Raw genomic sequence first — 24,606 nt, 5'->3', positions numbered from 1 at the left:
GAGTACCCGCGTTTCAACCGACCACTCGCCGGATCGTGCTGATCGGGCCGATCGACTCGATGTCCTGGATCTTGACCGGAACGCCCTCGGTCGAGGCGTGCACGGCGCGGATGCCGTCGATGGCCATCGAGACGTGGGTCTGGCCGGAGTAGTAGATGATCAGGTCGCCGGCCTTCACCTCGTTGAGCGACACCGGTCGCCCGATCAGGGCCTGGCCGTAGGTGGTGCGCGGGATCGCGATGCCCACGGACCGGTAGGCGGCCTGCATGAGGCTGGAGCAGTCCCACGAGCCGGGGCCGTTGGAGCCGAACACGTACGGCTTGCCGCGCTGGGTCAACGCCCACTGCACCGCGTCGCCGGCCTTGCCCGGCGGCGTGTTCACGGGGCCGGTGTACCCCTCGCCCGCCAGGCGGTCGCGCTCGTGCTCGGGCAGCGCCCGGTAGACCGCGCGGACCTCGTTGATCTGCTCGTCCAGTGCGGCCTTGCGCTGGTCGATGTCGGCGATGGCCTTGTTGGCGGCGGCCACGGCCTCGTTGGCGCGGCGGGTCGCCTCGTTGGCCTGGTCGACGGCGGCGCTCAGGCTCGCCACCGCCTCGGCGTTCTCGCCCGCCAGCACGCCCAGCGCGGTCATCCGGTTGAGGAAGTCCTGCTGGGAGTCGCTGACCAGCAGCGCGGAGAGCTGGGTGAACCGGGCGCCCTCGAAGGATGCCTCGGTGAGCAGGTCGACCTGGCCCTGCAACTGGCCCTGCGCCTGCTGGGCCGCGGCGAGGTCCTTGTTGGCCTGCTCGATGGTGCCGTTGGCCTTCGCCAGCTCTTCCTCGGCGCGCAGGTGCTGCTCGTTGAGCTGCTCGGCCTCGTGGGCGAGTTCGAAGTACCGCTTCAACGCCTCGGAACCGTCGGTGGGGACCGGGTCGGCGACGGCGTGCGGCACGGACACTCCACCGGCCAGCGCGAGGACGGCGGTGGCCGCCAGAGCCGCGCGGACGGTGCGCTGAACGGGGTACGACGCCACGATCGCGCGGTCCTCCTTGAACACCGGATCCCCCGAACGAGTGAGGCAGGTCGAGGTCTCGGACAGGTTACGGAACCCGGCCCCGCCCGTCCATCACGGGGTCCCCGATCACCGGTGCCCGCGCAGCCCGCCCAGATCCGTCCGCCCGCCGGCGTGATCGACGGCGCGACCCGCGGCGGCCACCGCCAGCCGGCCCGCCTCCTCGGGCCGCTCGCCCCGGGCCAGGGCCACGGTCAGCGCGGCCACGAACGCGTCGCCGCCGCCGGTCGTGTCCACCACGTCGACGTCGGTCAGCGGCACGACGGCCTCGCCGGACGGCCAGACCAGCACGTTCGCCTCGCCCTTGACCTCCAGCGCGACCAGCGACGGCCCGCGGTCCAGCAGGTTGCGGCCGGCCGCGAGCGCGTCGCCGGACGAGGTGATCGAGCGCCCGGTCAGTTCCTCGCCCTCGTGCTGGTCGGCCCGCAGGACGTCGGCGGCGGCGAGCAGGTCCGGGGTGGCGACGCCGTCGAGCACGACGAGCCCGGCGGCCCGGCGCGCGGCGGCCAGCGAGGTCTCGTGCGGTTGCTGGAGTTGCACCACCACGGCGTCGGCCTCGGCCACGGACGGCCCGAGATCGGTCGGCGCGACCAGGGAGGTGTCCGGGATGTCCTGGAGGTAGCGCCACTTCCCGTCGCACACGACGTCCACGATCAACGCCGACCGGCCGCGCCGCGCGACCGACGAGGTGTCGACGCCGTCCGCCTGGAGCTGTTCGACCAATCGGTCGCCGATCTCGTCGTCCCCGGCGACACCTATTAATGAAGCCGATGCGCCCAACTGGACGACGTCGACTGCGATGTTCGCGCCCTTGCCGCCGAGCACTTCGCGGCGTTCGAGGACGGGGGAGGTGGCGCCCGCGTCGGGCACCTCGGGCACGACGAGGACGAGGTCGCGGGCGATTTGCCCGACCACGGCGATGCGCATGGTCGAGCGGTACCCCGGGACCCCCAATTGAAACGAGTCGTTGACGCGGGGTCACCGGGCTGCCATGGTGTTTCTGGGAGCGCTCCCAGATCCAGTGCGTTGTTGGACCCCTGCCAGATCACCGTCGATCTGAAGGAGACATCCTTTGCGACTCAAGCGCTTCGGGGCGTTGGCTCTCGCCGCCCTCGGGATCGCCGGCGTGACCACCGTGCTCGCGCAGAGCGGCGTCGCGGTGGCGCACGGCTCGATGACCTACCCGGCCAGCCGCACCTACGCCTGCTACGAGGACGGTCGGAGGGGCAGCGGCGGCGGCGACCTCAGCCCGACCAACCCGGCGTGCCAGGCGGCCGTGGCGATCGGCGGCAAGCAGCCGTTGTGGGACTGGTACGGCAACCTGATCTCCAACGCCGCAGGGCGGCACCGCGAGATCATCGCCGACGGCGACCTGTGCGGCCCGACCACCAAGTACGACGCCTACAACCTGGCCCGCGACGACTGGCCGACGACCACGCTGCGGGCGGGTTCGCAGATCACGATCCACTACAACGCGTGGGCGCCGCACCCCGGCCGCTGGGACCAGTACGTGACCCGCGACGGGTTCGACGTGACCAAGCCGCTGAAGTGGTCGGACCTGGAGCCGGTGCCGTTCGACACGATCACCAACCCGGTCGCGGTCGGCGGCGAGTACACGTGGACGGCGACCCTGCCGAACAAGTCGGGCCGGCACGTCATCTACTCGATCTGGCAGCGCAACGACAGCCCCGAGGCGTTCTACAGCTGCTCGGACGTGATCTTCGAGGGCGGCAGCGGCGGCGACACCCAGGCGCCCACCGCGCCCGGCACGCCCACCGCGACGGCGGGTTCGAACTCGGTGACGCTGTCGTGGGCGGCGTCGTCGGACAACGTCGGCGTGTCGAGCTACCAGGTGTTCCGCGAGGCGGGCGCGACGGACGTGCAGGTCGCGTCGGGCAGCGGCACCACGGCCACCATCACCGGCCTGACGCCGGCGACGGCGTACCAGTTCTACGTGGTGGCAAGGGATGCGGTGGGCAACACGTCACCGCCCTCTGCCGCGGTCAGCGTGACCACGGGTCCGGGGAGTGGTGAGCCCGGGGCGTGCACGGTGACGTGGGCGACGCCGAGCGTGTGGTCCGGCGGGTTCACGGCGAACGTGACGGTGAAGAACACGGGTACGGCCGCGGTCAACGGCTGGCAGTTGGCGTGGGACGTGCCCGCGGGGCAGGGCGTCGGCCACGCGTGGTCGGCGACGGTGACCGTGGCGGACGGCAAGGCCACGGCCAAGGGCGCGAGCTGGAACCAGAACCTCGCGGCGGGCGCGTCGACGTCGTTCGGGTTCAACGGCACGGGTCCGGCCACGGCGCCCACGTCGTTCACCCTCAACGGCGCGCGGTGCGGGTGATGTTCGCCCGTTGCGCGGTCCTGGTCGCGCTGCTGGTGGGGTCGGTCGCGTGCGGCGCGTCCGATTCCACCGGCCTGGGCTCGGGCGCGCTGGGGCCACCGCTGGGCAGCCCGGCGGAGGTCGCGGCGTGGGTGCAGGAGAAGACCGGCGAGTGCGCCGAGCCCACCGACCGGACCATCGAGGAGTTCGCCGAGTTCGTCGGGCCGTTGCGGGCGACGCTGTACGCGCCGTACGTGGACCGGTGGGCGACGTGCAAGGCGGGTCCGTACGAGAGGTTGGGGTTGGTGGTGTTCCGGCGAGACAAGCTGGCCGAGTTCCAGAAGTCGTGGCAGGAGGCCATGAAGGCGGGGCAGATCAGCGACAACCCGGACTTCGGCTTCGGCAACGGCTTCGCGCTCAGCGGCACCATCGGCCTGGAACTGCTGGGCCTGCACCGGCTGACCTGCACCCAACCGGCCCCGCAGACCGGGGGCCACACCCTGCCCGCGGAGACGCCGGGCTGCCAGTACGTCCAGTTCGAGGGCCATCACCACCACTGACGGCTCGTCCCACCGACCTCCACGGCGAACCGACTCGGCGGTGTCCGGCTTCGCCCTCGTGACGGTGGCAGACGAGACGGGAACCCGCCCCCGACCGCCCTCCGCAAGCGGTTGCCGGAGCCCGCGGCCCGGGGGCGGGTCCACCCTCTTCAACCCTTGTCCGCCCGAAGGTCTTGTCGATCTAGCGCGGGGGAGCGGTGCTCTGGCGGATGATCAAGGTGGTCGCCAGTTCGATGCGGCGGTGCTCCGGTTCGTCTCCGCGCGACAGCGTGATCGCCAGCCGCGTGCCGGCCGCCGCCATGTCCTGCAAGGGCTGGCGCACGGTGGTCAGCGGCGGGCCGACCCACTGGGCCACCGGGAGGTCGTCGAAGCCGACCACCGACAGGTCCTCCGGCACCCGCAGGCCCGCCGCCCGGGCCGCCTCGTACACGCCCAGGGCCTGGAGGTCGCTGCCCGCGAACACCGCCGTGGGCGGGTCGGGGAGTTCCAGCAGAGGAGCGAACTGCCTATGGCCCGACTCGACGTGGAAGTCGCCGTAGCGGACCAGGGCGGGGTCGAAGGCCAAGCCTGCCGTCTCCAGGGCGGCGCGGTAGCCGTCGACCCGGGCCCGGCTGCACAGGACGCGTTCCGGGCCGCCGATCATGGCGATCCGGCGGTGTCCCAGCTCGATCAGGTGCCGGGTCGCGGTGAGGCCGCCGTTCCAGTTCGTGGCGCCGATGGACGGGGTCGAGTCCTGCGGCTCGCCGATCGGGTCGACCACCACCACCGGGATGTCGCGGGCCCGCAGCTTGGCCAGTTGCTGGGCGGTCAGGTCGGAGAAGACCGAGATCACGCCCAGCGGCCGGCGCGCGATCACGCCTTCCAGCCAACCGTGACCGGGAGTCAGCCGGCCCTGCGACTCGGACAGGACCAAGGCCAGGCCCTGCTCCGCCGCGACCTGCTCGGCGCCGCGGATGATCTCCAGCGCCCAGGCGCTCTCCAGCTCGTGGAACATCAGTTCCACCAGGTTGGAGCGCCGCGACCGCTCGTCGGACCGCCGCTGGTACCCGTGCCGCCGGATGATCGCCTCGACCCGCTCGCGGGTGTGCGGGGCGACGTCGGCGCGGCCGTTCATCACCTTCGAAACTGTCGGTACCGATACGCCGGCCTCGGCCGCGATGTCGGCAATGGTGATCTTGCCGGAGGTGGTGCCATCCGGCGAAGACTGGTCGGCTTTGGTCGGCATGGACGCAGTCTACGTCACCGAAACTATCGGAAGATGTTTCACTTCGTTGAACTCGCGGGTGACGCCGCTCTCAGTGCCGGCGCCGAAAGAGGGGGCCTACCGGGAAGGCAGGCCCCCGGGTCCGGACTACTTGCCGAAGCCCGCGGTCAGGCCGCTGAGCAGGAAGCGCCTCGCGAACAGGTACACCGCGAAGATCGGCAGCACGGACAGCAGCACCGCCGCCATCAGCGCCGGCACGTTCGTCCCGAACTGCCCCTGGAAGTTCCACAACCCCAGGGTCAGCACCCGGCTGGACTCCGACTGGGTCAGCACCAACGGGAACAGGAAGCCGTTCCACGCGTTCAGCGCCGTGTACACCACCACGGTCATGATCGCGGGCTTGGCCAGCGGCAGCACCAGGCTCACCAGCACCCGGAACGGGCCCGCCCCGTCGATCGCCTGGGCCTCGTACAGCTCGGCCGGCACGTCCCGCAGGCTGTTGGTGAGCACCAGGGTCGCCACCGGCAGGGCGAACGCGGCCGTGGGCAGGATGATCGCGGTCAGGCTGTCGTACAGGTGCATGCGGGTGATGAGCAGGTACACCGGGATGATGGTGGCCTGGGCGGGGATCGCCAGGCCCATCAGCAGCAGCGTGAAGCCGCGCTGGACGAAGCGGCCGGTGCCGCGCACGACCGCGTAGGCGCAGGGCACGCCCACCAGCAGCACGATGGCCACCGTCGCGACCGTGACGATGATGTTGTTCACCAGGTACTGGCCGAACCCGCCCTCCACCACGGTCACGTAGTTGCCCAAAGTGGGCGACGCGGGGAACTCCAGCGGGTGCGAACCCAGGTAGTCCTGGCGGGTGCGCAGGCTCGCCGTCACCACGTAGTACAGCGGTCCGACGACGATCACCAGCCACAGCAGGGCGAAGAGCCCGGCGGGCCAGTTCGGACGTGACTTCACGAGCCCTCCTGCTGGCTGCTCATCGCGCGGAAGCCGCTCCAGCGCATGACCGCCACCGACAGCGCGGTGCCCAGCACCACCAGGACCACGGCGATGGTGCTCGCGTAGCCCATCTCGAAGCCGCTGAAGCCGGTGATGTACATGTGCAGCGGCAGGATGCGGGTGGCCGTGCCCGGGCCGCCGCCGGTGAGGATCAGGACGGTGTCGAAGGTCGTCAGCGAACCGACGAGCATCAGCACCGACGACGTCACCAGCGTGTACCGCAGCTGGGGCAGCGTGATGTGCAGGAACTTGCCCAGCCGGGACGCGCCGTCGATGGTCGCCGCCTCGTACAGCGACGCCGGGATCGCGCGCGCCGCGCCCTGGTACATCAGCGTGTGGAACGGGATGTACTGCCAGGAGATCACGAACACCACGGTGTAGATCGCGATGTCGGGATCACCCAGGAACTGCGTGCCGCCCGCCGCGATGCCGAAGTTCGGGTCCAGCAGCGCCTGCCACAGGAGCGCGATGGCCGCCGTGGACAGCAGCAGGGGCAGGAAGAAGATCGAGCTGAGCACCGCGCGGGACCGCTGCGGCCCGGCCGCCCAGACCCCGATCAGCAACGCGATCGGGGTCTGGAACAGCCAGGACACGACCATCAGCAGCACGGTCCGCCCCACGGCGGCATGGGCTTCCCCGTCGGCGATCAGGCGGGACCAGTTGGCGGTCCCGTTGGGCACCGGGGTGCCCAGGCCCTGCCACGACGTGAAGCTCAGGTACACCACCAGCACCATGGGCAGCACCGCGAAGAGCGCGAAGAACCCGTAAGCGGGGACGGCGTACCAGCCGGACGGTCGCTGCGTTCGCATCAGCGCGCGGCCACCGCGTCGACGAACTGCTGGGGCGAGACCTTGCCCAGGAAGAACTCCTGCAGCTGGGTCAGCATCGCCGTGGCCTTCTCAGCGGGCAGGTCCTGGTCCCAGGACAGCTGGAAGCTCTTGGCTCCCTTGACCTGGCCGTAGATCCACGTCGTGTACTCGGAGTTGGCGGCCTTGGCCAGCTTCTCCTCGACCCCGACCACCGCGGGCACGTCACCGGCGTCGATCAGCGCCTGCACGTAGGAGTCCTCGTGCAGCGCGGTGGAGACGAACTTCTTGGCGGCCTCGACCTGGGAGGAGCCCGAGGTCACCGAGTAGTAGTTGCTGGCGTTGCCGACCACGTTGCCGGGATCGCCCTTGCCGCCGGGGATCGACGGGAAGGCCACCCAGCCGAGGGACCCCTTCTTGACGAAGTCGGGGCTCTGTCCGAGCTGGTTGACGTACTCCCAGGAACCCATCAGGTGCATGGCGGCCTTGCCCTGCGCCAGGATCGTCGACGCGCCGCCGACGTCGTAGCCGACGGAGGCGAAGTTGGTGCCGAAGCCGCCCCGGTCGATCAGCTCCTTGAGCTTGTTCAAGGACTCCAGCACGGCCGGGTCCTTCCACCCCTGGCCCTTGCCGTCGCGGATGTTGCGGAACACCTCCGGGCCGCCGATGCGGTCCAGGATGTACTCGATCCACATCAGCTCGGTCCACGCCTGCGAGCCGGCCAGCGCGATCGGCTGCACGCCCTTGGCCTTGAAGGTGTCCACCAGCGCCAGCAGGTCGTCCCACGTCTTCGGCGGCTGCGCGCCCGCGGCGGCGAAGACCTCCTTGTTGAAGAACAGCAGGACGGGCTGCATACCCCGCATCGGGATGCCGTAGTACTTGCCGTCGATCTTGGCGCCGTCGAGCACGCTGGGCAGGAACGCGTTCTTGAGCGCGCTGTTCTGGTCCAGCACCGGGGTCAGGTCGGCGATCTTGCCGGCGTCGACGTACTCCTTGAGGTTGCCGCCGCCCCAGTTGAAGAAGACGTCCGGTGCGTTCGGCGAGCCGATCGCGACCCGCAGCTTCTGCTTGTACGGGTCGTTGCCGAAGGTCTCCAGCGACGCGTTGCCGCCGCCGGACTTGAAGAAGTCGATCGACTTCTGCTCGATCGGGTTGAGGACGGGGTCCTGGAGCGCCCACACCTTCACCCCACCCGCGCCGGGCTCGGCCGGACCGGCCGTGCCACACGCGGACACCACTGCTGCCATGGCGACGAGCCCCATCGCGATGAGGGGACGCATCCATGATCGGCGGGACATGCGACCGCCACCCTTCTGCCACGCTGCGGATTGTTCGCGGCGTCGAAACATTTCGAAACATCCACGACTTGCGGGAACCCTAGGGAGGTGAACAGCGCGTGTCAAGGGTCACCTTGGCGTGTCGTATTGAGACGTTTTCCAGGGGTTTCCGCTGGTCGGGTCAACGCTATTGAGTTTCGATCTGGTTTCGATACTATCGCTGCATGCGTCGAGCCACATTGGCCACGATCGCCGCGGCAGCCGGGGTGTCGCTCCCGACGGTGTCCAAAGTCCTCAACGGCAAGGACGACGTCGGACCCGAGACCAGGGCCCGAGTGCGGCGCCTGCTGGCCGAATACGACTACGTCCCGGTGGGCGCCCGGCGGGCGTCCGGGCAGCTCCTGGTGGACCTGGTGTTCACCGCGCTGGACAGCCCGTGGGCGGTCGAGATCATCCGCGGGGTGGTGGACAGCGGCCTGCACGTGGTGGTGTCCTCCGCCGCCGGCCAGCGGGGCCACTCCTCGTGGGCCGCTTCCCTGGTCGACGCCAAGCGTGCCGGCGCGCTGCTGGTGACCTCCCAGCTCACCGCCGCCGACCGGCGGGTGCTGGCCGGGTCGCGCATCCCGGTCGTCGTGATCGACCCGGTGGACCTGCCCAACCCCGACGTGCCCAGCGTCGGCGCGACCAACTGGGCGGGCGGCCTGGCCGCCACCGAGCACCTGATCCGGCTGGGCCACCAGCGGGTCGCGGTCATCGGCGGACCGGCCGGGATGCTGTGCAGCAGGGCCCGGGTGGACGGCTACCGCGCCGCGCTGGACCGCGCCGGCCTGCCGTTCGACCCCGCCCTGGTGCGCCACGGCGACTTCAAGCACGAGGGCGGCTTCCGGTGCGCCACGGAGCTGCTGCGCCTGCCGGACCGGCCCACGGCCGTGTTCGCGGGCAACGACGAGCAGGCGCTGGGCGTGATCGAGGCCGCCCGCGTCGCGGGCCTGTCCGTGCCGAACGACCTCAGCGTCGTCGGGTTCGACGACTTACCCGTCGCGGTCTGGTCGTCGCCCGCCCTGACCACCGTCCGCCAGCCGCTCACCGAGATGGGCCGGCACGCGGGGCGGATGCTGGCGGACCTGATCGCGGGTCGCCCGGTGGAGACCGAACGGGTGGAACTGGCCACCGAACTCGTCGTCCGATCGTCAACGAAGGAGCCTCCGTGCACGTGAACACCTGGGCCGACCCGGGCCGACCGACCGGCGAGCGCGTCGCCGCGCTGCTGGCCGAGATGACCCTGGAGGAGAAGCTGGCCCAGTTGGTGGGGGTGTGGGTGGGGGTGACGGAGGACGACGAGGAGGTCGCGCCGGCCCAGCACGAGTTCGCCGAGCCGCTGCCGCCGTGGGACGAGCTGACCAAGCCGGGCCTCGGGCAGCTGACCCGGGTGTTCGGGACCCGGCCGGTGGACCCGCTGGTGGGCGCCCGGGTGCTGGCCGAGACGCAGCGCAAGCTGGTCGCCAACAACAGGTTCGGCATCCCGGCCATGGCGCACGAGGAGTGCCTGTCGGGGTTCACCGCGTGGCGGGCGACGGTGTTCCCGACGCCGCTGGCGTGGGGTGCGTCGTTCGACGCGTCCCTGGTGGAGCGGATGGCCCGCGAGGTGGGGCTCGCGATGCGCGACGTCGGCGTGCACCAGGGGTTGGCGCCGGTGCTGGACGTGACGCGCGACCCGCGCTGGGGGCGCACCGAGGAGACCATCGGCGAGGACCCGTACCTGGTGGGGCTGCTCGGCGCGGCCTACACCCGCGGGCTGGAGTCGACCGGGGTCGTGGCGACCCTCAAGCACTTCGCCGGGTACTCGGCCTCGCGCGGCGGGCGCAACCACGCGCCGGTCTCGATGGGGCGGCGGGAGTTCGCCGACGTCGTGCTGCCGCCGTTCGAGATGGCGTTGCGGGAGGGCGGGGCGCGGTCGGTCATGCACTCCTACGCCGAGGTGGACGGGGTGCCGCCGGCTTCGGACTCGTCCCTGCTGACCGACCTGCTGCGGGAGGAGTGGGGCTTCACCGGGGTCGTCGTCGCGGACTACTTCGGGGTGTCGTTCCTGGAGACCGCGCACGGCGTGGCGGGGTCGCCGGGGGAGGCCGCGGGGCTGGCGCTGGCGGCCGGTGTGGACGTCGAACTGCCTTCGGTGCGATGCTACGGGCCGCCGTTGGCGGACATGGTCCGGACCGGGGCGGTGTCCGAAGCGCTGGTGGACCGCGCGGTCACCCGGGTGCTGACCCAGAAGTGCGAGCTGGGGCTGCTGGACCCCGACTGGAGCCCGGAGTCGCCCGCGGTGGTGCGCGGCGAGCCGGTCGACCTGGACCCGCCGGCGCTGCGCGAGCTGGCGCGGGACATGGCGGAGCGGTCAGTGGTGCTGCTGGAGAACTCCAGCGGGGTCCTGCCGCTGAACGCCTCGAAGGTCGCGGTGGTCGGACCGTGCGCGGACGACGTGCTGTCGCTGATGGGTTGCTACGCCTTCCCGAACCACGTGGGCGTCCAGCACCCCGAGGTGGAGCTGGGGATCGAGATCGCCACGTTCGTCGAGGCGTTCCGGGCGGAGTTCCCCGCGGTGGACGTGGTGACCGCGAAGGGCTGCGAGGTCTCCGGCGACGACCGGTCCGGGATCGCGGCGGCGGTCGAGGTCGCGTCCGACGCGGACGTGGTGGTGGCGGTGCTGGGCGACCTGGCGGGGCTGTTCGGACGGGGGACGTCGGGCGAGGGGTGCGACGCCGAGGACCTGTCCCTGCCGGGCGTGCAGGGCGAGCTGCTGGACGCGCTGCTGGCCTGTGGGAAGCCGGTTGTGCTGGTGCTGCTGTCGGGGCGGCCCTACGCGCTGGGCGGGTACTCGCCGGCGGCGGTGGTGCAGGCGTTCTTCCCGGGTGAGGAGGGCGCGGGCGCGGTCGCCGGGGTGTTGAGCGGGCGGGTGAACCCTTCGGGCAAGTTGCCGGTCAGCGTGCCGCGCGGGTCCGGTGGGCAGCCCACGACTTATTTGCGGCCGATCCTGGGCGGGCCGGGCGGGATCAGTTCGGTGGACCCGTCGCCGTTGTTCCCCTTCGGGCACGGGCTGTCGTACACGTCGTTCGAGCTGTCGGAGTTCGAGGCCGGGGACTCCCTGCCGTCCGACGGTGAAGTGGTCGTCTCGGCGGTGGTGCGCAACACCGGGTCGCGGGCCGGGGCCGAGGTCGTGCAGCTGTACCTGAACGACCCGGTGGCGAGCGTGACCCGGCCGGTGCGCCAGCTGGTCGGCTTCGCCCGGGTCGAGCTGGACGCGGGTGAGGCGGCGCGGGTGTCCTTCCGGCTGCACGCCGACCGGACGTCGTTCACCGGCCGGGACGGGCGGCGGGTCGTCGAGCCGGGCGAGCTGCGGCTGCTGGTCGGCACGTCGAGCGAGGACATCCGCTGGGAGAAGTCGGTCCAGCTCAGCGGAGAACCCAGGGTCGTGGGACACGACCGCGTGCTGGTGACCCCGGTCGACACCACGCCACACCGAGGTGGCCGATGAAGGTGTTGTCCCTGTTGCTGCCCTTGGCGTTGCTCGTGCCGGCGGTGCCCACGGCGGCGGCCGAGCCGGTCGCGCAGTCGCGGGTCGAGGGGTACGTGGTCGACGTCGGCGGGCCGAGCCGGTTCCCGTTGGCGTCCAAGGGGAAGGTGGCTCCCCTGGTGGTGAGCCCGGCGGACTTCCCCGGCGTGGTGCGGGTCGTCGGCGACCTGCGGGACGACGTCGAGCGGGTGACCGGCGTGAAACCGGTCGTGCGCGACGACGTCGTGGACGGCGCGGTCATCGTCGGCACGGTCGGGCGCAGCCCGCTGGTGGACGACCTGGTCCGGCGCGGCAAGTTGGACGTGTCGGGGTTGCGGGGCATGTGGGAGACCTCGGTCCAGCAGGTCGTGCAGAACCCCCTGCCGGGGGTGCGGCGGGCGCTGGTGATCGCGGGCAGTGACCAGCGGGGCACCATCTACGGCGCTTACGACGTGTCGCGGGAGATCGGGGTGTCGCCCTGGTACTTCTGGGACGACGTCCAGCCGCGCAAGCGGACCGAGCTGCACGTGCTGCCGGGGCGGCACAGCCAGGGCACGCCGGCGGTGAAGTACCGCGGGTTCTTCATCAACGACGAGAACCCGCAACTGGGTCGTTGGGCACCCCGGTACTTCGGCGGCGGCTCCGCGCCGGGGCACCCGAACGGGTTCAACCGGCACTTCTACGCCAAGGTCTTCGAGACCATGTTGCGGCTCAAGGCCAACTACCTGTGGCCGGCGGTGTGGGGCCGGGCGTTCGCCGAGGACGACCCGCTGAACCACCAGACCGCCAAGGAGTACGGCGTCGTCATGGGCACCTCGCACGAGGCGCCGATGATGCGCGGCATCGAGGAGTGGAACCGGCACGCCCGGCCCGGTGTCTCGGACCCGTACGGCGGCAACGGCGACTGGAGCTTCCGGCGCAACCAGGCGGCCATCAAGCAGTACTGGACAGATGGCGTCAAGCGCATGAAGGAGCAGGGTTTCGAGGGTGTGGTGACCCTCGGGATGCGCGGCAACGGCGACGTCAGCCTGCCCGACGGCGACGGCATCGAGCTGATGCAGGAGATCTTGGCCTCGCAGCGGGAGATCCTGGCCCGGGAGGGCATGTCGGACGTGCAGCAGGTGCAGACGCTCTACAAGGAGGTCCAGCGGTACTGGGACCAGGGGCTGCGCCCGCCGGACGACGTGACCGTCGTGTTCTGCGACGACAACTGGGGCAACATGCGGAAGTTGCCCGGTAAGGACCTGCCGCCGCGGGCCGGCGGGTACGGGCTGTACTACCACTTCGACTACGTGGGCGGCGGCCGGAACTACAAGTGGGTGGACACCAACCTGCTGCCCAACGTGTGGGACCAGCTCAACCAGTCCTACCAGTACGGCGTCGACCGGCTGTGGGTGGTGAACGTCGGGGACCTGAAGAACAACGAGATGCCGTTGCAGTTCTTCCTCGACTACGCCTGGAACCCGAACCGGTGGCCGCTGGAGAAGCTGGGGGAGTGGGAGCGGCGGTACGCGGCGCAGAACTTCGGCGCGACCCGGGCGGCCGGCATCGCGTCGGTGTTGCGGGACTACTCGAAGCTCCAGTCCGACCGCAAGCCCGAGCTGCTCAACCGCAAGATCAGCGGCGAGGGCACGACGGTGGTGTACGACGACCAGGCCACGCCGTTCAGCCTGACCGACTACCAGGAGATCGAACGGGTCACCGCGGAGTGGCAGGAGCTGGCCGAGCGGGCCGAACGCATCAAGCGGTCGCTGCCGGCGTACCTGCAGGACGCCTACTACCAGTTGGTGTACTACCAGGTGAAGGCGTCGGCGAACCTGTACGCGCTGCGGTTGGCGGAGTTCAAGAACCTGTTCTACGTGGCGCAGGGGCGCGCTTCGGCCAACGCGTTGGCGGCGGAGACCGAGGCGCGGTTCGCCGAGGACCAGGCGATGTCCGACTACTACAACAACGTGCTCGCGGGCGGGAAGTGGCAGGGCTTCCAGACCCAGCCGAAGATCGGGTACGGGGACGTCGCGCGGTACGGGTCGAACGCGCCCTGGCAGCAGCCGGAGCTGAACCACGAGGCGCTGCCGGACGAGGTCTTCCCGGCGGTGAAGCGGATCTCGCTGCCCGCGGTGGCCGAGATGGGTGTCGCGGTGGACGGGTCGGACCAGTGGTGGCCCGCGTCGTCGTCGGCCGCGGTGCTGCCGGAGTTCAGCCGGTGGCAGTCCCAGCCCGGTCAGTTCGTGGACGTGTTCAACCGGGGTTCGGTGCCGTTCTCGTACTCGGTGACGAGCGAGCCGTGGGTGCAGATCGACCGTCCGAAGGGGACTGTCACGGAGCAGACCCGCTTGCAGGTCCGCGTCGACTGGTCGAAGGCGCCGGCTGGTCGCACGACGACTCCGATCACCATCACCGGCGCCGGCCGGACCGTGCGCGTGGACGCGGTGGTGGACAACACGCCGTTGCGGCCTCGCGGGTTCGTCGAGGCCAACGGGTACGTGTCGATGGAGGCCGCGCACGCGACCCGGATGGTCGGCGGTGACGGTGTCCGCTGGCAGGTCATCCACGACCTCGGGCGCACGGGCGACGGCGTCGAGCCGTTCCCGGTCACCGCGCCGAGCCGCAACCCGGACGGGCCGCGACTGGAGTACGAGGTGACGTTGAAGACCAGTGGGCCGGTGACCGTGTGGGCCTACCTGTCGCCGCGCAACCCGGTGCTCGCGGGGTCGGGTCTGCGGTACGCGCTGTCGTTCGACGACCAGGCGCCGCGGGTCGTGGACATCACCGCGACCACCGGGGCCAACGACACCACGATGAACAAGCAGTGGGAGCGCAACACGTCCGACAACGTCAACCGGACCGCCACCCGCCACGAGTTGGGTGCCGGCGTCCACACCCTGAAGTTCTGGATGGTGGACCCGACGGTGGTGGTGCAGAAGCTGGTCGTGGACACGGGCGGCCTCAGGCCCAGCTACCTGGGGCCACCGGAGAGCAAACGCGTCCACTGACCGGGGTAGGGCCGTGAGGGGGCTATGGCGGTGGTCCCCTCACGGCCCGTTTGCTTTCACGCCACGCCACGCCACGCCACGCTCAACGCGCCACGCACCCGCTCGCCGCGCCGCAGGCGCTGCTTCTGACAGGGCTGAGCAGCCCAGGGAAGGGCTTCGGTCTCCCTCCGGCAGGCCGTGCGGAGGGAGACCGCAGTCCTTCCCCCCTCCGGTGGCCTCCCAAGCCCGCGTTTCATCTTGAGAGCGCGAAGCGCGTTCAAGAGCGCGAAGCGCGTTCCTCAAGCAGCGCGGAGCGCGTTGCGTGAGCAGCGGAGCGGAGCGAGCCCAAAGGAGAAAAGAGCCTCACCGGCGGGCAGGCCGCCAAGGATGATCCCAGGTCGGCTGCCTGTCGGGTGGGTGGGCTTCGTGTCATCCCCGTATGGCCTGGCGGAGCCAACCACACTTCGGGCCGGGTTCCGCAAAACCTTCTGCTCGTGCCTCGCAGAACTTTTTGACTCCACCCGACCCGAAGCGCGGTAGCCCTTCGGGCAGGCCATACGGGGATGACACGAAGCTGGGCTGTGTGCGCGCTTCGCACGCACGTGGGCCTTGCGTCAGAGGTGGGCGTGCAGGTGGCGGAGCTTGGTTTCGTCGTGGGTTCGCGGAGCCTGGTGGCCGCTGAACGGGAACACCGCCATGGTCTTGGGTGCCTGGATCTCGTTGTAGGCCGCGTAAACCGTGGACGGCGGGCAGACTTCGTCCATCAGTCCCACGCTCATCAACGTCGTCGCGGTGATCCGGCGGGCGAGCAGGGCCGCGTCCACGTACCGCAAGGTGTTGAGGGCGGCGGGGATCAAGGTTGTCTGGTGGGCCAGGAACTGGGAGATCTCCGCGTACGGGTCGGCATCCGTGATGGTGATCGCCCGTTGGAAGTCGCACAGGAACGGCACGTCCGCGTGGCACACGCGCACGGCGTCTCCCTTCAGCGCCGCCGCGGCGAGGGCCAAGCCGCCGCCTTGGCTGCCGCCCGAAACCGCGATGCGGGTCGGGTCCACGCCGTCCAAAGACGCCGCCGCTTCTACGGCCAGGGCGGCGTCGGTCATCAAGCGGGTGTAGTAGTAGGTCTCCGGAGTGGCGATTCCCCGGGTCATCACGCCGGGGTGTTCCGGGCCGGCGTCGGCGCGGTCCGGGGTTTGGCCGGTGGACCAGCGACCGCCCTGACCCCGGGTGTCCATGGCGAAGACCGCGTAGCCGGCGGTGGCGAGGAGGACGTGCTCCACGGGCAGGCCCCGGCCGCCGCCGTAGCCGATGTAGGTCACGACGGTCGGGAGTCGGTCGGTGGCGCGAGAGGTCGGCGGGCGCAGGTACCAGGCCTTGATGCGATCGCCGTTCGCACCGGAGAATTCCGCGTCCCAGACCGGGAGCGGACCGTACGTGTCCGTGCCGTAGGGCGTCAGGGTCGGGGGTTGGGCCTGCGCGCGGGACTCGGCGAGGCGGGTCTGCCACCACGCGTCCAGGCCCTCGGGCTCCTCGGTGGGCGTGCGGTAGGTCTTCAGCTCGGCTTCCGGCAGGTCGAACCAGGGCACCTCGGCATCCCTTCCACTACGGTTAAGCGATTAACCGCAGTAGTGGAGCATCCGGACACCCGGCCGGTCTAGACTCGGCGATCACCCTGGCAAGGAGGCGCGGTGGGAGCTAAGCGTCCGACCATCTCGGACATCGCGAAGGCCGCGGGTGTGTCGACCGGTGCGGTGTCGTACGCGCTCAACAACCGGCCCGGGGTGTCCGAGCCCACGCGGCGGCGGATCATGGACATCGCCGACCGGCTCGGGTGGGTGCCCAGCAGCGCGGCGCGGTCGTTGAGCGACGGTCGGGCGAACGCCATCGGGCTCGTGGTGGACCGGCCGGCCCGGGTGATCGGCGTCGAGCCGTACTTCATGCAGTTGATCGCGGGCATCCAGGGTGCGTTGGCGGGCGGGCCGACCGCGTTGTTGTTGCAGGTCACCGATAACGCGCAGGCCGAGCTGGCAGCCTACCGGCGCTGGTGGGCCGAGCGGCGGGTGGACGGCGTGCTGCTGGTCGACCTGGTGGAAGACGACCCGCGGGTCGAGTTGGTGCGGGAGTTGCGGCTGCCGGCGGTGGTGCTGGGCGAGCCGGTGGTGGACGACGTGCCGTGCGTGTGGACCGACGACGAGGCCGCGGTCGCGGAGGTGCTGGAGTACCTGGTCGCGCTCGGGCACCGAGGGATCGTCCGGGTCGCCGGGCCGACCCGGTTCGTGCACACCCAGACCAGGTCCCGGGCGTTCACCACGGCGGCGGCGCGGCTGGGGCTGGGCGAAGCGCGGATCGTGCACACGGACTACTCCGACGAGGCGGCGGCGCGGGTGACCCGGCGGGTGCTGACCGGGGAGAACCCGCCGACCGCGCTGGTGTTCGACAACGACGTGATGGCGGTGTCGGCCCTGGGCGTGGCGCACGAACTCGGGCTGTCGGTGCCGGGGCAGCTTTCGCTGGTGGCGTGGGACGACTCGGCGCTGTGCCGGTTGGTACGGCCGGCCCTGTCGGCGGTGCGGCGGCCGATCGCGGAGCGCGGCGCGGCGGCGGTCCGGTTGTTGCTCGACGTGATCGCGGGGGAGGACGTCGAGCACGTCAAGACCTCCGATCCCGAGCTGGTGCCGAGGTCGAGCACGGGGCCTGTCGCCTGATCCCGGGAGTGCCCGCGTAGCCCGCCCGTTGACACTTAAGCGGTTAATTGCTTTGGTGTGGGAGCGCTGCCCTGCGCTCGCCCGTGTCAGTGTCGACAACTACGCGAGGTACACCATGCGCAAAAGATTCACCGTGGTCGGCGCCGCCATCGCCGCCATGGTCCTCTCCCTGCTGACCGCGGCGCCGCCCGCGTCGGCGGCCACCGGGTTCTACGTCAGCGGCGGCAAGCTGTACGAAGCCAACGGCAACGAGTTCGTCATGCGCGGCGTCAACCACGCCCACACCTGGTACACCAGCCGCACCGCCCAGGCCCTCAAGGACGTCAAGGCGTTGGGCGCGAACACCGTCCGGGTCGTGCTCTCCAGCGGCGACCGGTGGACGCGCAACGACTCGGCCGACGTCTCCACCGTCGTCAGCCAGTGCAAGGCCAACCGGCTGATCTGCGTGCTGGAGGTGCACGACACCACCGGCTACGGCGAGCAGAGCGGCGCGGTGAGCCTGGCCAAGGCCGTCGACTACTGGATCGGCATCAAGAGCGCGCTGGTCGGCCAGGAGCAGTACGTCATCCTCAACATCGGCAACGAGCCGTACGGCAACCAGGGCTACGCGACCTGGGCGGCCGACAACAAGGACGCCGTCGCCCGGTTGCGCGCGGCCGGATTCCAGCACACGATCATGCTGGACGCCCCGAACTGGGGCCAGGACTGGTCGTTCACCATGCGCGACAACGCCGCCTCGGTGTTCGCCGCGGACCCGGCCAAGAACATCGTGTTCTCCATCCACATGTACGGCGTGTTCGACACCGCCGCCGAGATCAACGACTACCTGGGCCGGTTCGTCACCGCCGGCCTGCCGATCGTCGTCGGCGAGTTCGGCCACGACCACTCCGACGGCAACCCCGACGAGGACACCATCTTCGCCACCACCCAGCAGCGCGGGATCGGCTACCTGGCCTGGTCGTGGTCGGGCAACGGCGGCGGCGTCGAGTACCTCGACCTGGCCGTCAACTGGGACCCGGCGAACCTGTCGCCGTGGGGCCGGCGGGCGTTCAACGGCGCCAACGGCATCAAGGCGACTTCGCGCGAGGCGACGGTCTTCGGCGGTGGCGGCGGCGACAACCAGCCGCCCACGACCCCCGGCACCCCCACCGCGTCCGGCGTCACCTCGAACTCGGTCACGCTGAGCTGGACCGCGTCGACCGACAACGTGGGCGTGACCGGCTACGACGTGGTCCGCGTCAGCGGCACCACCGAGTCCCCGGCGGCGTCGGCCAGTGGTCTTTCGGCGACCGTGACCGGCTTGTCGGCCGCCACGTCCTACACGTTCGCGGTCTACGCGCGCGACGCCGCCGGCAACCGGTCCACCCGGTCGGGCACGGTCGCGGTGACCACGTTGCCCGGTGGCGGCGGCGGGTCGTGCGCGGTGGCGTACAAGGTCGTCGGGCAGTGGCAGGGCGGCTTCCAGGGTGACGTCAAGATCACCAACACCGGTTCCGCCGCGGTCAACGGGTGGAACCTGAAGTGGACCTATTCGAACGGTCAGACGATCACGCAAAGCTGGGGCGCCACTTATACGCAGGCGTCCAGCAACGTGACCATGACCAACGCCTCCTACACGGCGAACATCCCGCCGGCGGGGTCGGTGAGCTTCGGGTTCATCGGCACGTGGAACGGCGCGAACTCGGTGCCGACCGCGTTCACCCTCAACGGCTCTGCTTGCACGGTGGGGTGACGACATGCGGAGAAGCGGTGCTTTAGCCGTGTTAGTGGGGGCGCTGGCCGCGGTCGTCGCCCTGGTCGTGGCCGCGCCGGCCGGTGGCGTCGCTCCGGTGGCGTCGGCCGGTGGTGCTCCGGTGGCGCAGGCCGGTGGCGGTGCTTCGGCGGAGCCGGTGCGGATCATGGCGTTGGGTGACTCGATCACCGGGTCACCCGGCTGCTGGCGCGCGTTGCTGGACCGGGACCTGCGCGCGGCGGGCCACACGAACATCGACTTCGTGGGGACGTTGCCGGCGCAGGGCTGCGGGTTCCCGTACGACGGCGAGAACGAGGGGCACGGCGGGTTCCTGGCGACCAACGTGGCCGACCAGAACCAGCTCGTCGGGTGGCTCGCGCAGACCCACCCGGACGTCGTGCTGATGCACTTCGGCACCAACGACGTCTGGAACAACCGGTCACCCGCGACGATCCTGGCCGCGTTCGGCAAGCTCGTCGACCAGATGCGCGCGGACAACCCGGACATGAAGGTGCTCGTCGCGCAGATCATCCCGATGAACCCGGCCAACTGCGCTGACTGCGGGCAGCGGGTGGTCAACTTGAACGCGGCGATCCCGGGGTGGGCGGCGGCGAAGTCCACCGCCCGGTCACCGGTCACCGTGGTGGACCAGTGGACCGGGTTCTCCACGTCCGCCGACACCGGGGACGGGGTGCACCCCAACGCGTCCGGTGACCGGAAGATCGCCGGCCGGTGGTTCCCCGCCGTGGTGAACGCCCTCAACGGCACCACCCCGACGTCCACCACCACCACGACCACCACGACGACGTCGCCGGGCTCGGCGTGCGATGCGGTGGTCAAGGTGGTCAACAAGTGGCCGGGCGGGTTCCAGGTCGAGGTCACGTTCACCAACCGGGGCACCACCGCCGTGTCCACCTGGTCGGTCCGGTTCACGCTGGCCCAGGGCATGTCCGTGGCGCAGGCGTGGAACGGCACGGTCAGCCAGTCCGGGCTCGACGTCACCGTCCGCCACGCCGGCTGGAACGCGCTGGTCGTGCCCGGCGGCTCGGCGACCGCCGGGCTGATCATCAACGGCGATCCGACCGGCTGGAACCCCTCGCCGATCTGCGGTCTGTCCTGAGTGGACGCTGCCGGTTGTGCGCCCGCCGCACAACCGGCAGCGCCGCCGTCAGAACTCCTCGTCCAGCGAGACCGTGCCCGACACCGCGACCTGGTAGGCCGACACGCGCCGCTCGAAGAAGTTGGTCAGCTCCTGCACGTCCTGCAACTCCATGAACGGGAACGGGTTCGACGCGCCGAACACCGGGTCCACGCCCAGTCGCACCAGCCGTTGGTCGGCCACGTACGACAGGTATTCGCGCATGTCACGGGCGTTCATGCCGGCCAGGCCGTCGCCGCAGACGTCCTGGGCGAACTGGAACTCCGCCTCCACCGCCTCGCGCAGCATGGCGGTCACCTCGGCGCGCAACGCGTCGTCGAACAGGTCGGGTTCCTCGGCGCGGACCGTGTCCACGACGCTGAACGCGAAGTTCATGTGCATCGACTCGTCGCGGAACACCCAGTTCGTGCCCGTGGCGAGGCCTTGCAGCAGGCCGCGCGAGCGCAGCCAGTACACGTAGGCGAAGGCCCCGTAGAAGAACAGGCCCTCGATGCACGCGGCGAAGCAGATCAGGTTGAGCAGGAACGCGCGCCGGTCGTCGCGGGTGCGCAGCTCGGTCAGGCCGTTGATCGAGTCGATCCACTTGAAGCAGAACTCGCCCTTGGCCCGGATCGACGGGATGTGCTCGATGGCCGCGAACGCTTGCGCGCGTTCGTCGTGGTCGGGCAGGTAGGTGTCCAGCAGGGTCAGGTAGAACTGGACGTGGACGGCCTCCTCGAACAGTTGGCGGGACAGGTAGAGGCGGGCCTCGGGCGCGTTGACGTGCTGGTAGAGGTTGAGCACGAGGTTGTTGGCCACGATCGAGTCGCCGGTGGCGAAGAACGCGACCAGCCGCTTCACCAGGTGGTGCTCGCCGGGGGTGAGGCGGTCGAGGTCGGCGACGTCGGCGACGAGGTCGACCTCCTCCACCGTCCAGGTGTTGCGGATGGCGGCCCGGTACTGCTCGTAGAAGTCCGGGTAGCGCATGGGGCGCAGGGTGAGGTCCATGCCGGGGTCGAGCAGCATCACTGGCAGGCCTCGCAGATCTCCGGGTTCTCCAGGAAACAGGCGTTCGGTGTGCTTGGCACTGCGGTTTGGGCCGGCACTGCGGTTTGGGCTGTCACGGTGGTTTGGGCTGTCACGGTGGTCTGGGCTGTCACGGTGGTCTGGGCTGTCACGGTGGTCTGGGCGATTCGGGTCGCGGGGCGGGAGCGGAGGTAGTAGGTGGTCTTGAGACCGGTGCGCCAGGCGTAGGCGTACATCGAGGACAGCTTGCCGATGGTCGGTGCCGCCGAGAACAGGTTCAGCGACTGGCTCTGGTCCACGTACGGGGTGCGGGCGGCGGCGAGGTCGATCAACGCCTTCTGCGGCAGTTCCCACGCGGTGCGGTAGCGGACCTTGAGGTCGGCCGGGAGGTCGAGGGCCTGGATCGAGCCGTCGGCCTGCTTGATGGCGTCCCGGGTGGCCTGGTCCCAGCGGCCCAGGGCCTTGAGGTCGTCGACCAGGTACGGGCTGACCTGGAGGAATTCGCCGGACAGGGTCTCGCGCTTGAACAGCGTCGACACCACCGGCTCGATGCACTCCGAGCAGCCCGCGATGGAGGCGATGGTGGCGGTGGGCGCGATGGCCACGATCAGCGAGTTGCGCAGGCCGTGGCGGGCGATCTTCTCGCGGAGCCGCTGCCAGCGGTCCGGCTGGAACGGTCGGGCGTGCGTGAAGTGGTCGAGGTGGAGTTGGCCGCGGGCGGCCCGGGTCGCGCCGAACTCGGGGTGCGGGCCGTGGCGCTCGGCCAGGTCGGCGGAGGTCTCGAAGGCGGTGAGCGCGATCTCCTCGGCGATCCTGGTCGACAGCTCCAGTGCCTCGGGCGAGTCGAACGGGAGTTTGCGCTGGAAGAACACGTCGGCCAGGCCCATCACGCCCAGGCCGACCGGTCGCCAGCGCCGGTTGCCGCCGCCGGCCGCGGGGGTGGGGTAGTAGGTGAGGTCGATGGTGCGGTCGAGGAACTTCACGGCCGTGCGGACGGTGGTGCGGAGGCGGTCCCAGTCCATGCCGCCTTGTGCGACGTGGCGGGCGAGGTTGATGGAGCCGAGGTTGCACACGGCGGTCTCGTCGTCGCTGGTGACCTCCAGGATCTCGGTGCACAGGTTGGACAGGTGGATGACGTTGCCCGGGACCGCGGTCTGGTTGGAGGTTCGGTTGGCGGCGTCCTTGAAGGTCATCCAGCCGTTGCCGGTCTGGGCGAGGGTGCGCATCATGCGGCCGTAGAGGGTGCGGGCGGGGAGGGTGCGCTTGGCGAGGCCCTGCCGTTCGGCCTTCTGGTAGGCGGCGTCGAAGTCCGGGCCCCACAGGTCGGTCAGGTGCGGGACGTCCTTGGGGTCGAACAGCGACCAGGGGGCGTCGGCCTCGACGCGGCGCATGAACTCGTCGGGCACCCAGAGGGCCAGGTTGAGGTTGTGCGTGCGCTGGGCCTCGTCGCCGGTGTTGTCGCGGAGTTCGAGGAATTCTTCGACATCGGCGTGCCAGGGTTCGAGGTACACGCACGCCGCGCCCTTGCGCCGACCACCTTGGTTGACCGCGGCGACCGAGGCGTCCAGCGTTCGGAGCCACGGCACGATGCCGTTGGACCGCCCGTTGGTGCCGCGGATGAGCGAGCCGCGCGAGCGGACCCGGGTCCACGAGATGCCGATGCCGCCGGAGAACTTCGACAGCCGGGCGACTTCGCCGTAGCGGTGGTAGATCGACTCCAGTTCGTCGCGCGGGGAGTCGACGAGGAAGCAGGAGGACAGTTGGGGGTGGCGGGTGCCGGCGTTGAAGAGGGTGGGGGAGCTGGGGAGGTAGTCGAGGCGGGAGAGGAGGGTGTACAGCTCTCGGGCCTCGTCGACGGTTTCGGACAGGCCGCAGGCGACGCGCAGGAAGAAGTGCTGGGGTGTTTCGATGACTGTGCGCTTTTCGGGGTGGCGCAACAGGTAGCGGTCGTAGACGGTCTTGAGGCCGAAGTACTCGAACCGGTCCGTGGCTGCTTCGTCGATCGTGTCGTCCAGTTCGTTCGCGTGGCGGGCGACGAAGCTCGCGAGCCGTTCGGACAGCAACCCGGTTCCGGCACCCAGCGCCACCGACTCGGAAAACCTCCGCGCGCCCACCTCGTCTTGGATGGCGCGGGCGAGCAGCCGGGCGGCGAGCTTGGAGTACTGCGGGTCGGTGGCGGTCAACGCGGCCGAGGCCCGAATCGCCAGGTCGCGCGCATCCGCATCGGTGTGGGTTCCCGATTCCACCACCCGCAGCACGTGCTCCGGCCGGACGTCGGGCAGGTCGGTGGTCAGTGCCGCCAACTCAAGACGCAGGCCGTCCAGGGGCCGCGCGTCGACAACGGTCAAGGCTCTCTCCTCGTGAGCAGGACCAGGCCGCGCGCCGGGGTTCCGACACGCGCACCGGTGGCAGGTCTTCGGACTCGCGGGCGCCGTGCACAGACCTACTGGCCGTCGCTTCCCAGGCGGGGGCGCCCAGTGCTTGTTTGACGGCGGTCGTTCCCACATACCGCTGCGGGGCAGTCCCGGACTCGCACCGGGTTCCCTCTCACGTCACCGGCTAGAACGGTGAACCACCAGCGGGGCTGGACACTACATGTTGTGGTGCGGCCTGTGAATGGCTCCCAGGTGGTGTGTCCAAAAGATCCAATCTGCTATGCGCGCCGGGACCACCCGATCGAGCGACATGCACAATCCGGAACCACCCCATCCCTCACACGTCCCGTGATATGGAGCGGGCGGGCACCGGCAGGACGCCCACCCACCACCCCCCGACCCCGATCTCCCTCCCACCCCCGCCCCTCCCTCGCCACTACCCGCCGCCTCACCACGCCACCACCGCGCCACTCCACTCCGCCTCGCCTCCCACCGGCACCATGCCCCTCGCCGCGCCGGCCCCTCGCCCCTGCCGCCCCCACCGGCACCGCGCCCCGTCGCCGCACCGCCACCCTCGCCGCCCCTGCCGCCTCGCCGCCCGGCTCGCCCCAACCCACCCCGCCACCACCGGCCGCTTCCCCGCCCGCCGCCTTGCACCGCCGCCCCGGCACTGCGCCACCCGCCGCGCCCGCCGTGCCGCGCCCGCCGTGCTGCGCCCGCCGTGCCGCGCCCGCCGTGCCGCGCCCGCCGTGCCGCGCCCGCCGCGCTGCGCCCGCCGCGCCGCGCCCGCCGTGCCGCGCCCGCCGCGCTGCGCCCGCCAACCTGCGCCCGCCAACCTGCGCCCGCCTCGCTGTCACCGCGTCGCGGCCCCGATCCACC

General features: G+C 70.6%; 17 protein-coding genes and 1 riboswitch. Of the genes, 8 read left to right on the top strand and 9 right to left on the bottom strand.

Annotated features, from left to right (window positions below):
• Positions 1-13 precede the first annotated feature (13 nt).
• Together RIN75_RS38710 and RIN75_RS38705 are read right to left on the bottom strand one after the other, a co-directional pair.
• Positions 14-1,036: a C40 family peptidase gene (locus RIN75_RS38710; protein ID WP_309117081.1), complete on the bottom strand. Its 1,023-nt coding sequence runs from the start codon at positions 1,034-1,036 to the stop codon at positions 14-16.
• 84 nt (positions 1,037-1,120) lie between these two features.
• Entirely contained in the window at positions 1,121-1,978 is an 858-nt protein-coding gene (locus RIN75_RS38705) for a PfkB family carbohydrate kinase (protein ID WP_309117080.1), read from the bottom strand.
• Positions 1,979-2,123: 145 nt separating this feature from the next.
• Here RIN75_RS38705 and RIN75_RS38700 point away from each other — a divergent pair, with 145 nt between their 5' ends.
• Both RIN75_RS38700 and RIN75_RS38695 read left to right on the top strand, forming a co-directional pair.
• Positions 2,124-3,398 (top strand): lytic polysaccharide monooxygenase, encoded by a 1,275-nt coding sequence (locus RIN75_RS38700; RefSeq protein WP_309117079.1) that lies wholly within the window; start codon positions 2,124-2,126, stop codon positions 3,396-3,398.
• Entirely contained in the window at positions 3,398-3,937 is a 540-nt protein-coding gene (locus RIN75_RS38695) for a hypothetical protein (protein ID WP_309117078.1), read from the top strand. Before RIN75_RS38700 ends, RIN75_RS38695 begins: the two co-directional genes overlap by 1 nt.
• Before the next feature lie 181 nt (positions 3,938-4,118).
• Here the strand turns inward: RIN75_RS38695 and RIN75_RS38690 are convergent, their stop codons facing one another.
• The 4 genes from RIN75_RS38690 to RIN75_RS38675 form a co-directional block, all read right to left on the bottom strand.
• On the bottom strand, positions 4,119-5,162 hold the full coding sequence (locus RIN75_RS38690; RefSeq protein WP_309117077.1) for a LacI family DNA-binding transcriptional regulator: 1,044 nt from the start codon (positions 5,160-5,162) through the stop codon (positions 4,119-4,121).
• Positions 5,163-5,288: 126 nt separating this feature from the next.
• On the bottom strand, positions 5,289-6,107 hold the full coding sequence (locus tag RIN75_RS38685) for a carbohydrate ABC transporter permease (protein WP_309117076.1): 819 nt from the start codon (positions 6,105-6,107) through the stop codon (positions 5,289-5,291).
• A complete protein-coding gene (locus tag RIN75_RS38680) occupies positions 6,104-6,958 on the bottom strand; it encodes a sugar ABC transporter permease (RefSeq protein ID WP_309117075.1) in 855 nt (284 codons plus the stop codon). The genes RIN75_RS38685 and RIN75_RS38680 overlap by 4 nt, the downstream gene beginning before the upstream one ends.
• Positions 6,958-8,217 (bottom strand): extracellular solute-binding protein, encoded by a 1,260-nt coding sequence (locus RIN75_RS38675; RefSeq protein WP_309117074.1) that lies wholly within the window; start codon positions 8,215-8,217, stop codon positions 6,958-6,960. The genes RIN75_RS38680 and RIN75_RS38675 overlap by 1 nt, the downstream gene beginning before the upstream one ends.
• Positions 8,218-8,456: 239 nt before the next feature.
• Between RIN75_RS38675 and RIN75_RS38670 the strand changes: the two genes are divergently transcribed.
• From RIN75_RS38670 to RIN75_RS38660, 3 genes are read left to right on the top strand one after another with little or no spacing between them, the layout of a single operon-like run.
• Entirely contained in the window at positions 8,457-9,449 is a 993-nt protein-coding gene (locus RIN75_RS38670; protein ID WP_309117073.1) for a LacI family DNA-binding transcriptional regulator, read from the top strand.
• Complete coding sequence (locus tag RIN75_RS38665; protein ID WP_309117072.1) at positions 9,440-11,761, top strand: glycoside hydrolase family 3 N-terminal domain-containing protein; 2,322 nt, start codon at positions 9,440-9,442, stop codon at positions 11,759-11,761. Before RIN75_RS38670 ends, RIN75_RS38665 begins: the two co-directional genes overlap by 10 nt.
• On the top strand, positions 11,758-14,772 hold the full coding sequence (locus RIN75_RS38660; RefSeq protein ID WP_309117071.1) for a glycosyl hydrolase 115 family protein: 3,015 nt from the start codon (positions 11,758-11,760) through the stop codon (positions 14,770-14,772). Before RIN75_RS38665 ends, RIN75_RS38660 begins: the two co-directional genes overlap by 4 nt.
• 593 nt (positions 14,773-15,365) lie before the next feature.
• Here RIN75_RS38660 and RIN75_RS38655 read toward each other — a convergent pair.
• Positions 15,366-16,337, bottom strand: a complete 972-nt coding sequence (locus tag RIN75_RS38655; RefSeq protein ID WP_309117070.1) for an alpha/beta fold hydrolase — start codon at positions 16,335-16,337, stop codon at positions 15,366-15,368.
• A gap of 102 nt (positions 16,338-16,439) precedes the next feature.
• Between RIN75_RS38655 and RIN75_RS38650 the strand changes: the two genes are divergently transcribed.
• From RIN75_RS38650 to RIN75_RS38640, 3 genes are all read left to right on the top strand, one after another.
• Entirely contained in the window at positions 16,440-17,456 is a 1,017-nt protein-coding gene (locus RIN75_RS38650) for a LacI family DNA-binding transcriptional regulator (RefSeq protein ID WP_309117069.1), read from the top strand.
• Between the two features lie 115 nt (positions 17,457-17,571).
• Positions 17,572-19,188 (top strand): cellulase family glycosylhydrolase, encoded by a 1,617-nt coding sequence (locus RIN75_RS38645; RefSeq protein WP_309117068.1) that lies wholly within the window; start codon positions 17,572-17,574, stop codon positions 19,186-19,188.
• 28 nt (positions 19,189-19,216) lie between these two features.
• Positions 19,217-20,308 (top strand): cellulose binding domain-containing protein, encoded by a 1,092-nt coding sequence (locus RIN75_RS38640; protein WP_309117067.1) that lies wholly within the window; start codon positions 19,217-19,219, stop codon positions 20,306-20,308.
• 48 nt (positions 20,309-20,356) lie between these two features.
• Here the strand turns inward: RIN75_RS38640 and RIN75_RS38635 are convergent, their stop codons facing one another.
• Positions 20,357-21,352 carry a ribonucleotide-diphosphate reductase subunit beta gene (locus RIN75_RS38635; protein ID WP_309117066.1) on the bottom strand — a complete coding sequence of 332 codons (996 nt, stop codon included), beginning with the start codon at positions 21,350-21,352 and terminating at the stop codon, positions 20,357-20,359.
• Positions 21,352-23,700 (bottom strand): ribonucleoside-diphosphate reductase subunit alpha, encoded by a 2,349-nt coding sequence (locus RIN75_RS38630; protein WP_309117065.1) that lies wholly within the window; start codon positions 23,698-23,700, stop codon positions 21,352-21,354. Before RIN75_RS38630 ends, RIN75_RS38635 begins: the two co-directional genes overlap by 1 nt.
• A gap of 41 nt (positions 23,701-23,741) precedes the next feature.
• Positions 23,742-23,944, bottom strand: a riboswitch (cobalamin riboswitch).
• Positions 23,945-24,606: the final 662 nt, after the last annotated feature.

The organism is Saccharothrix sp., assembly GCF_031180885.1.
Classification (GTDB): Bacteria; Actinomycetota; Actinomycetes; order Mycobacteriales; family Pseudonocardiaceae; genus Actinosynnema.
Note: the sequence above shows the minus strand (reverse complement) of the source record. Positions and strands in the feature narration are given on the sequence as shown.

Bases quoted from the DNA above. Each gene is read 5' to 3' on its own strand.
- RIN75_RS38705 (WP_309117080.1), bottom strand. From the start codon at position 1,978: ATGCGCATCGCCGTGGTCGGGCAAATCGCCCGCGACCTCGTCCTCGTC.
- RIN75_RS38695 (WP_309117078.1), top strand. From the start codon at position 3,398: ATGTTCGCCCGTTGCGCGGTCCTGGTCGCGCTGCTGGTGGGGTCGGTC.
- RIN75_RS38690 (WP_309117077.1), bottom strand. From the start codon at position 5,162: ATGCCGACCAAAGCCGACCAGTCTTCGCCGGATGGCACCACCTCCGGC.
- RIN75_RS38680 (WP_309117075.1), bottom strand. From the start codon at position 6,958: ATGCGAACGCAGCGACCGTCCGGCTGGTACGCCGTCCCCGCTTACGGG.
- RIN75_RS38675 (WP_309117074.1), bottom strand. From the start codon at position 8,217: ATGGGGCTCGTCGCCATGGCAGCAGTGGTGTCCGCGTGTGGCACGGCC.
- RIN75_RS38670 (WP_309117073.1), top strand. From the start codon at position 8,457: ATGCGTCGAGCCACATTGGCCACGATCGCCGCGGCAGCCGGGGTGTCG.
- RIN75_RS38660 (WP_309117071.1), top strand. From the start codon at position 11,758: ATGAAGGTGTTGTCCCTGTTGCTGCCCTTGGCGTTGCTCGTGCCGGCG.
- RIN75_RS38645 (WP_309117068.1), top strand. From the start codon at position 17,572: ATGCGCAAAAGATTCACCGTGGTCGGCGCCGCCATCGCCGCCATGGTC.
- RIN75_RS38635 (WP_309117066.1), bottom strand. From the start codon at position 21,352: ATGCTGCTCGACCCCGGCATGGACCTCACCCTGCGCCCCATGCGCTAC.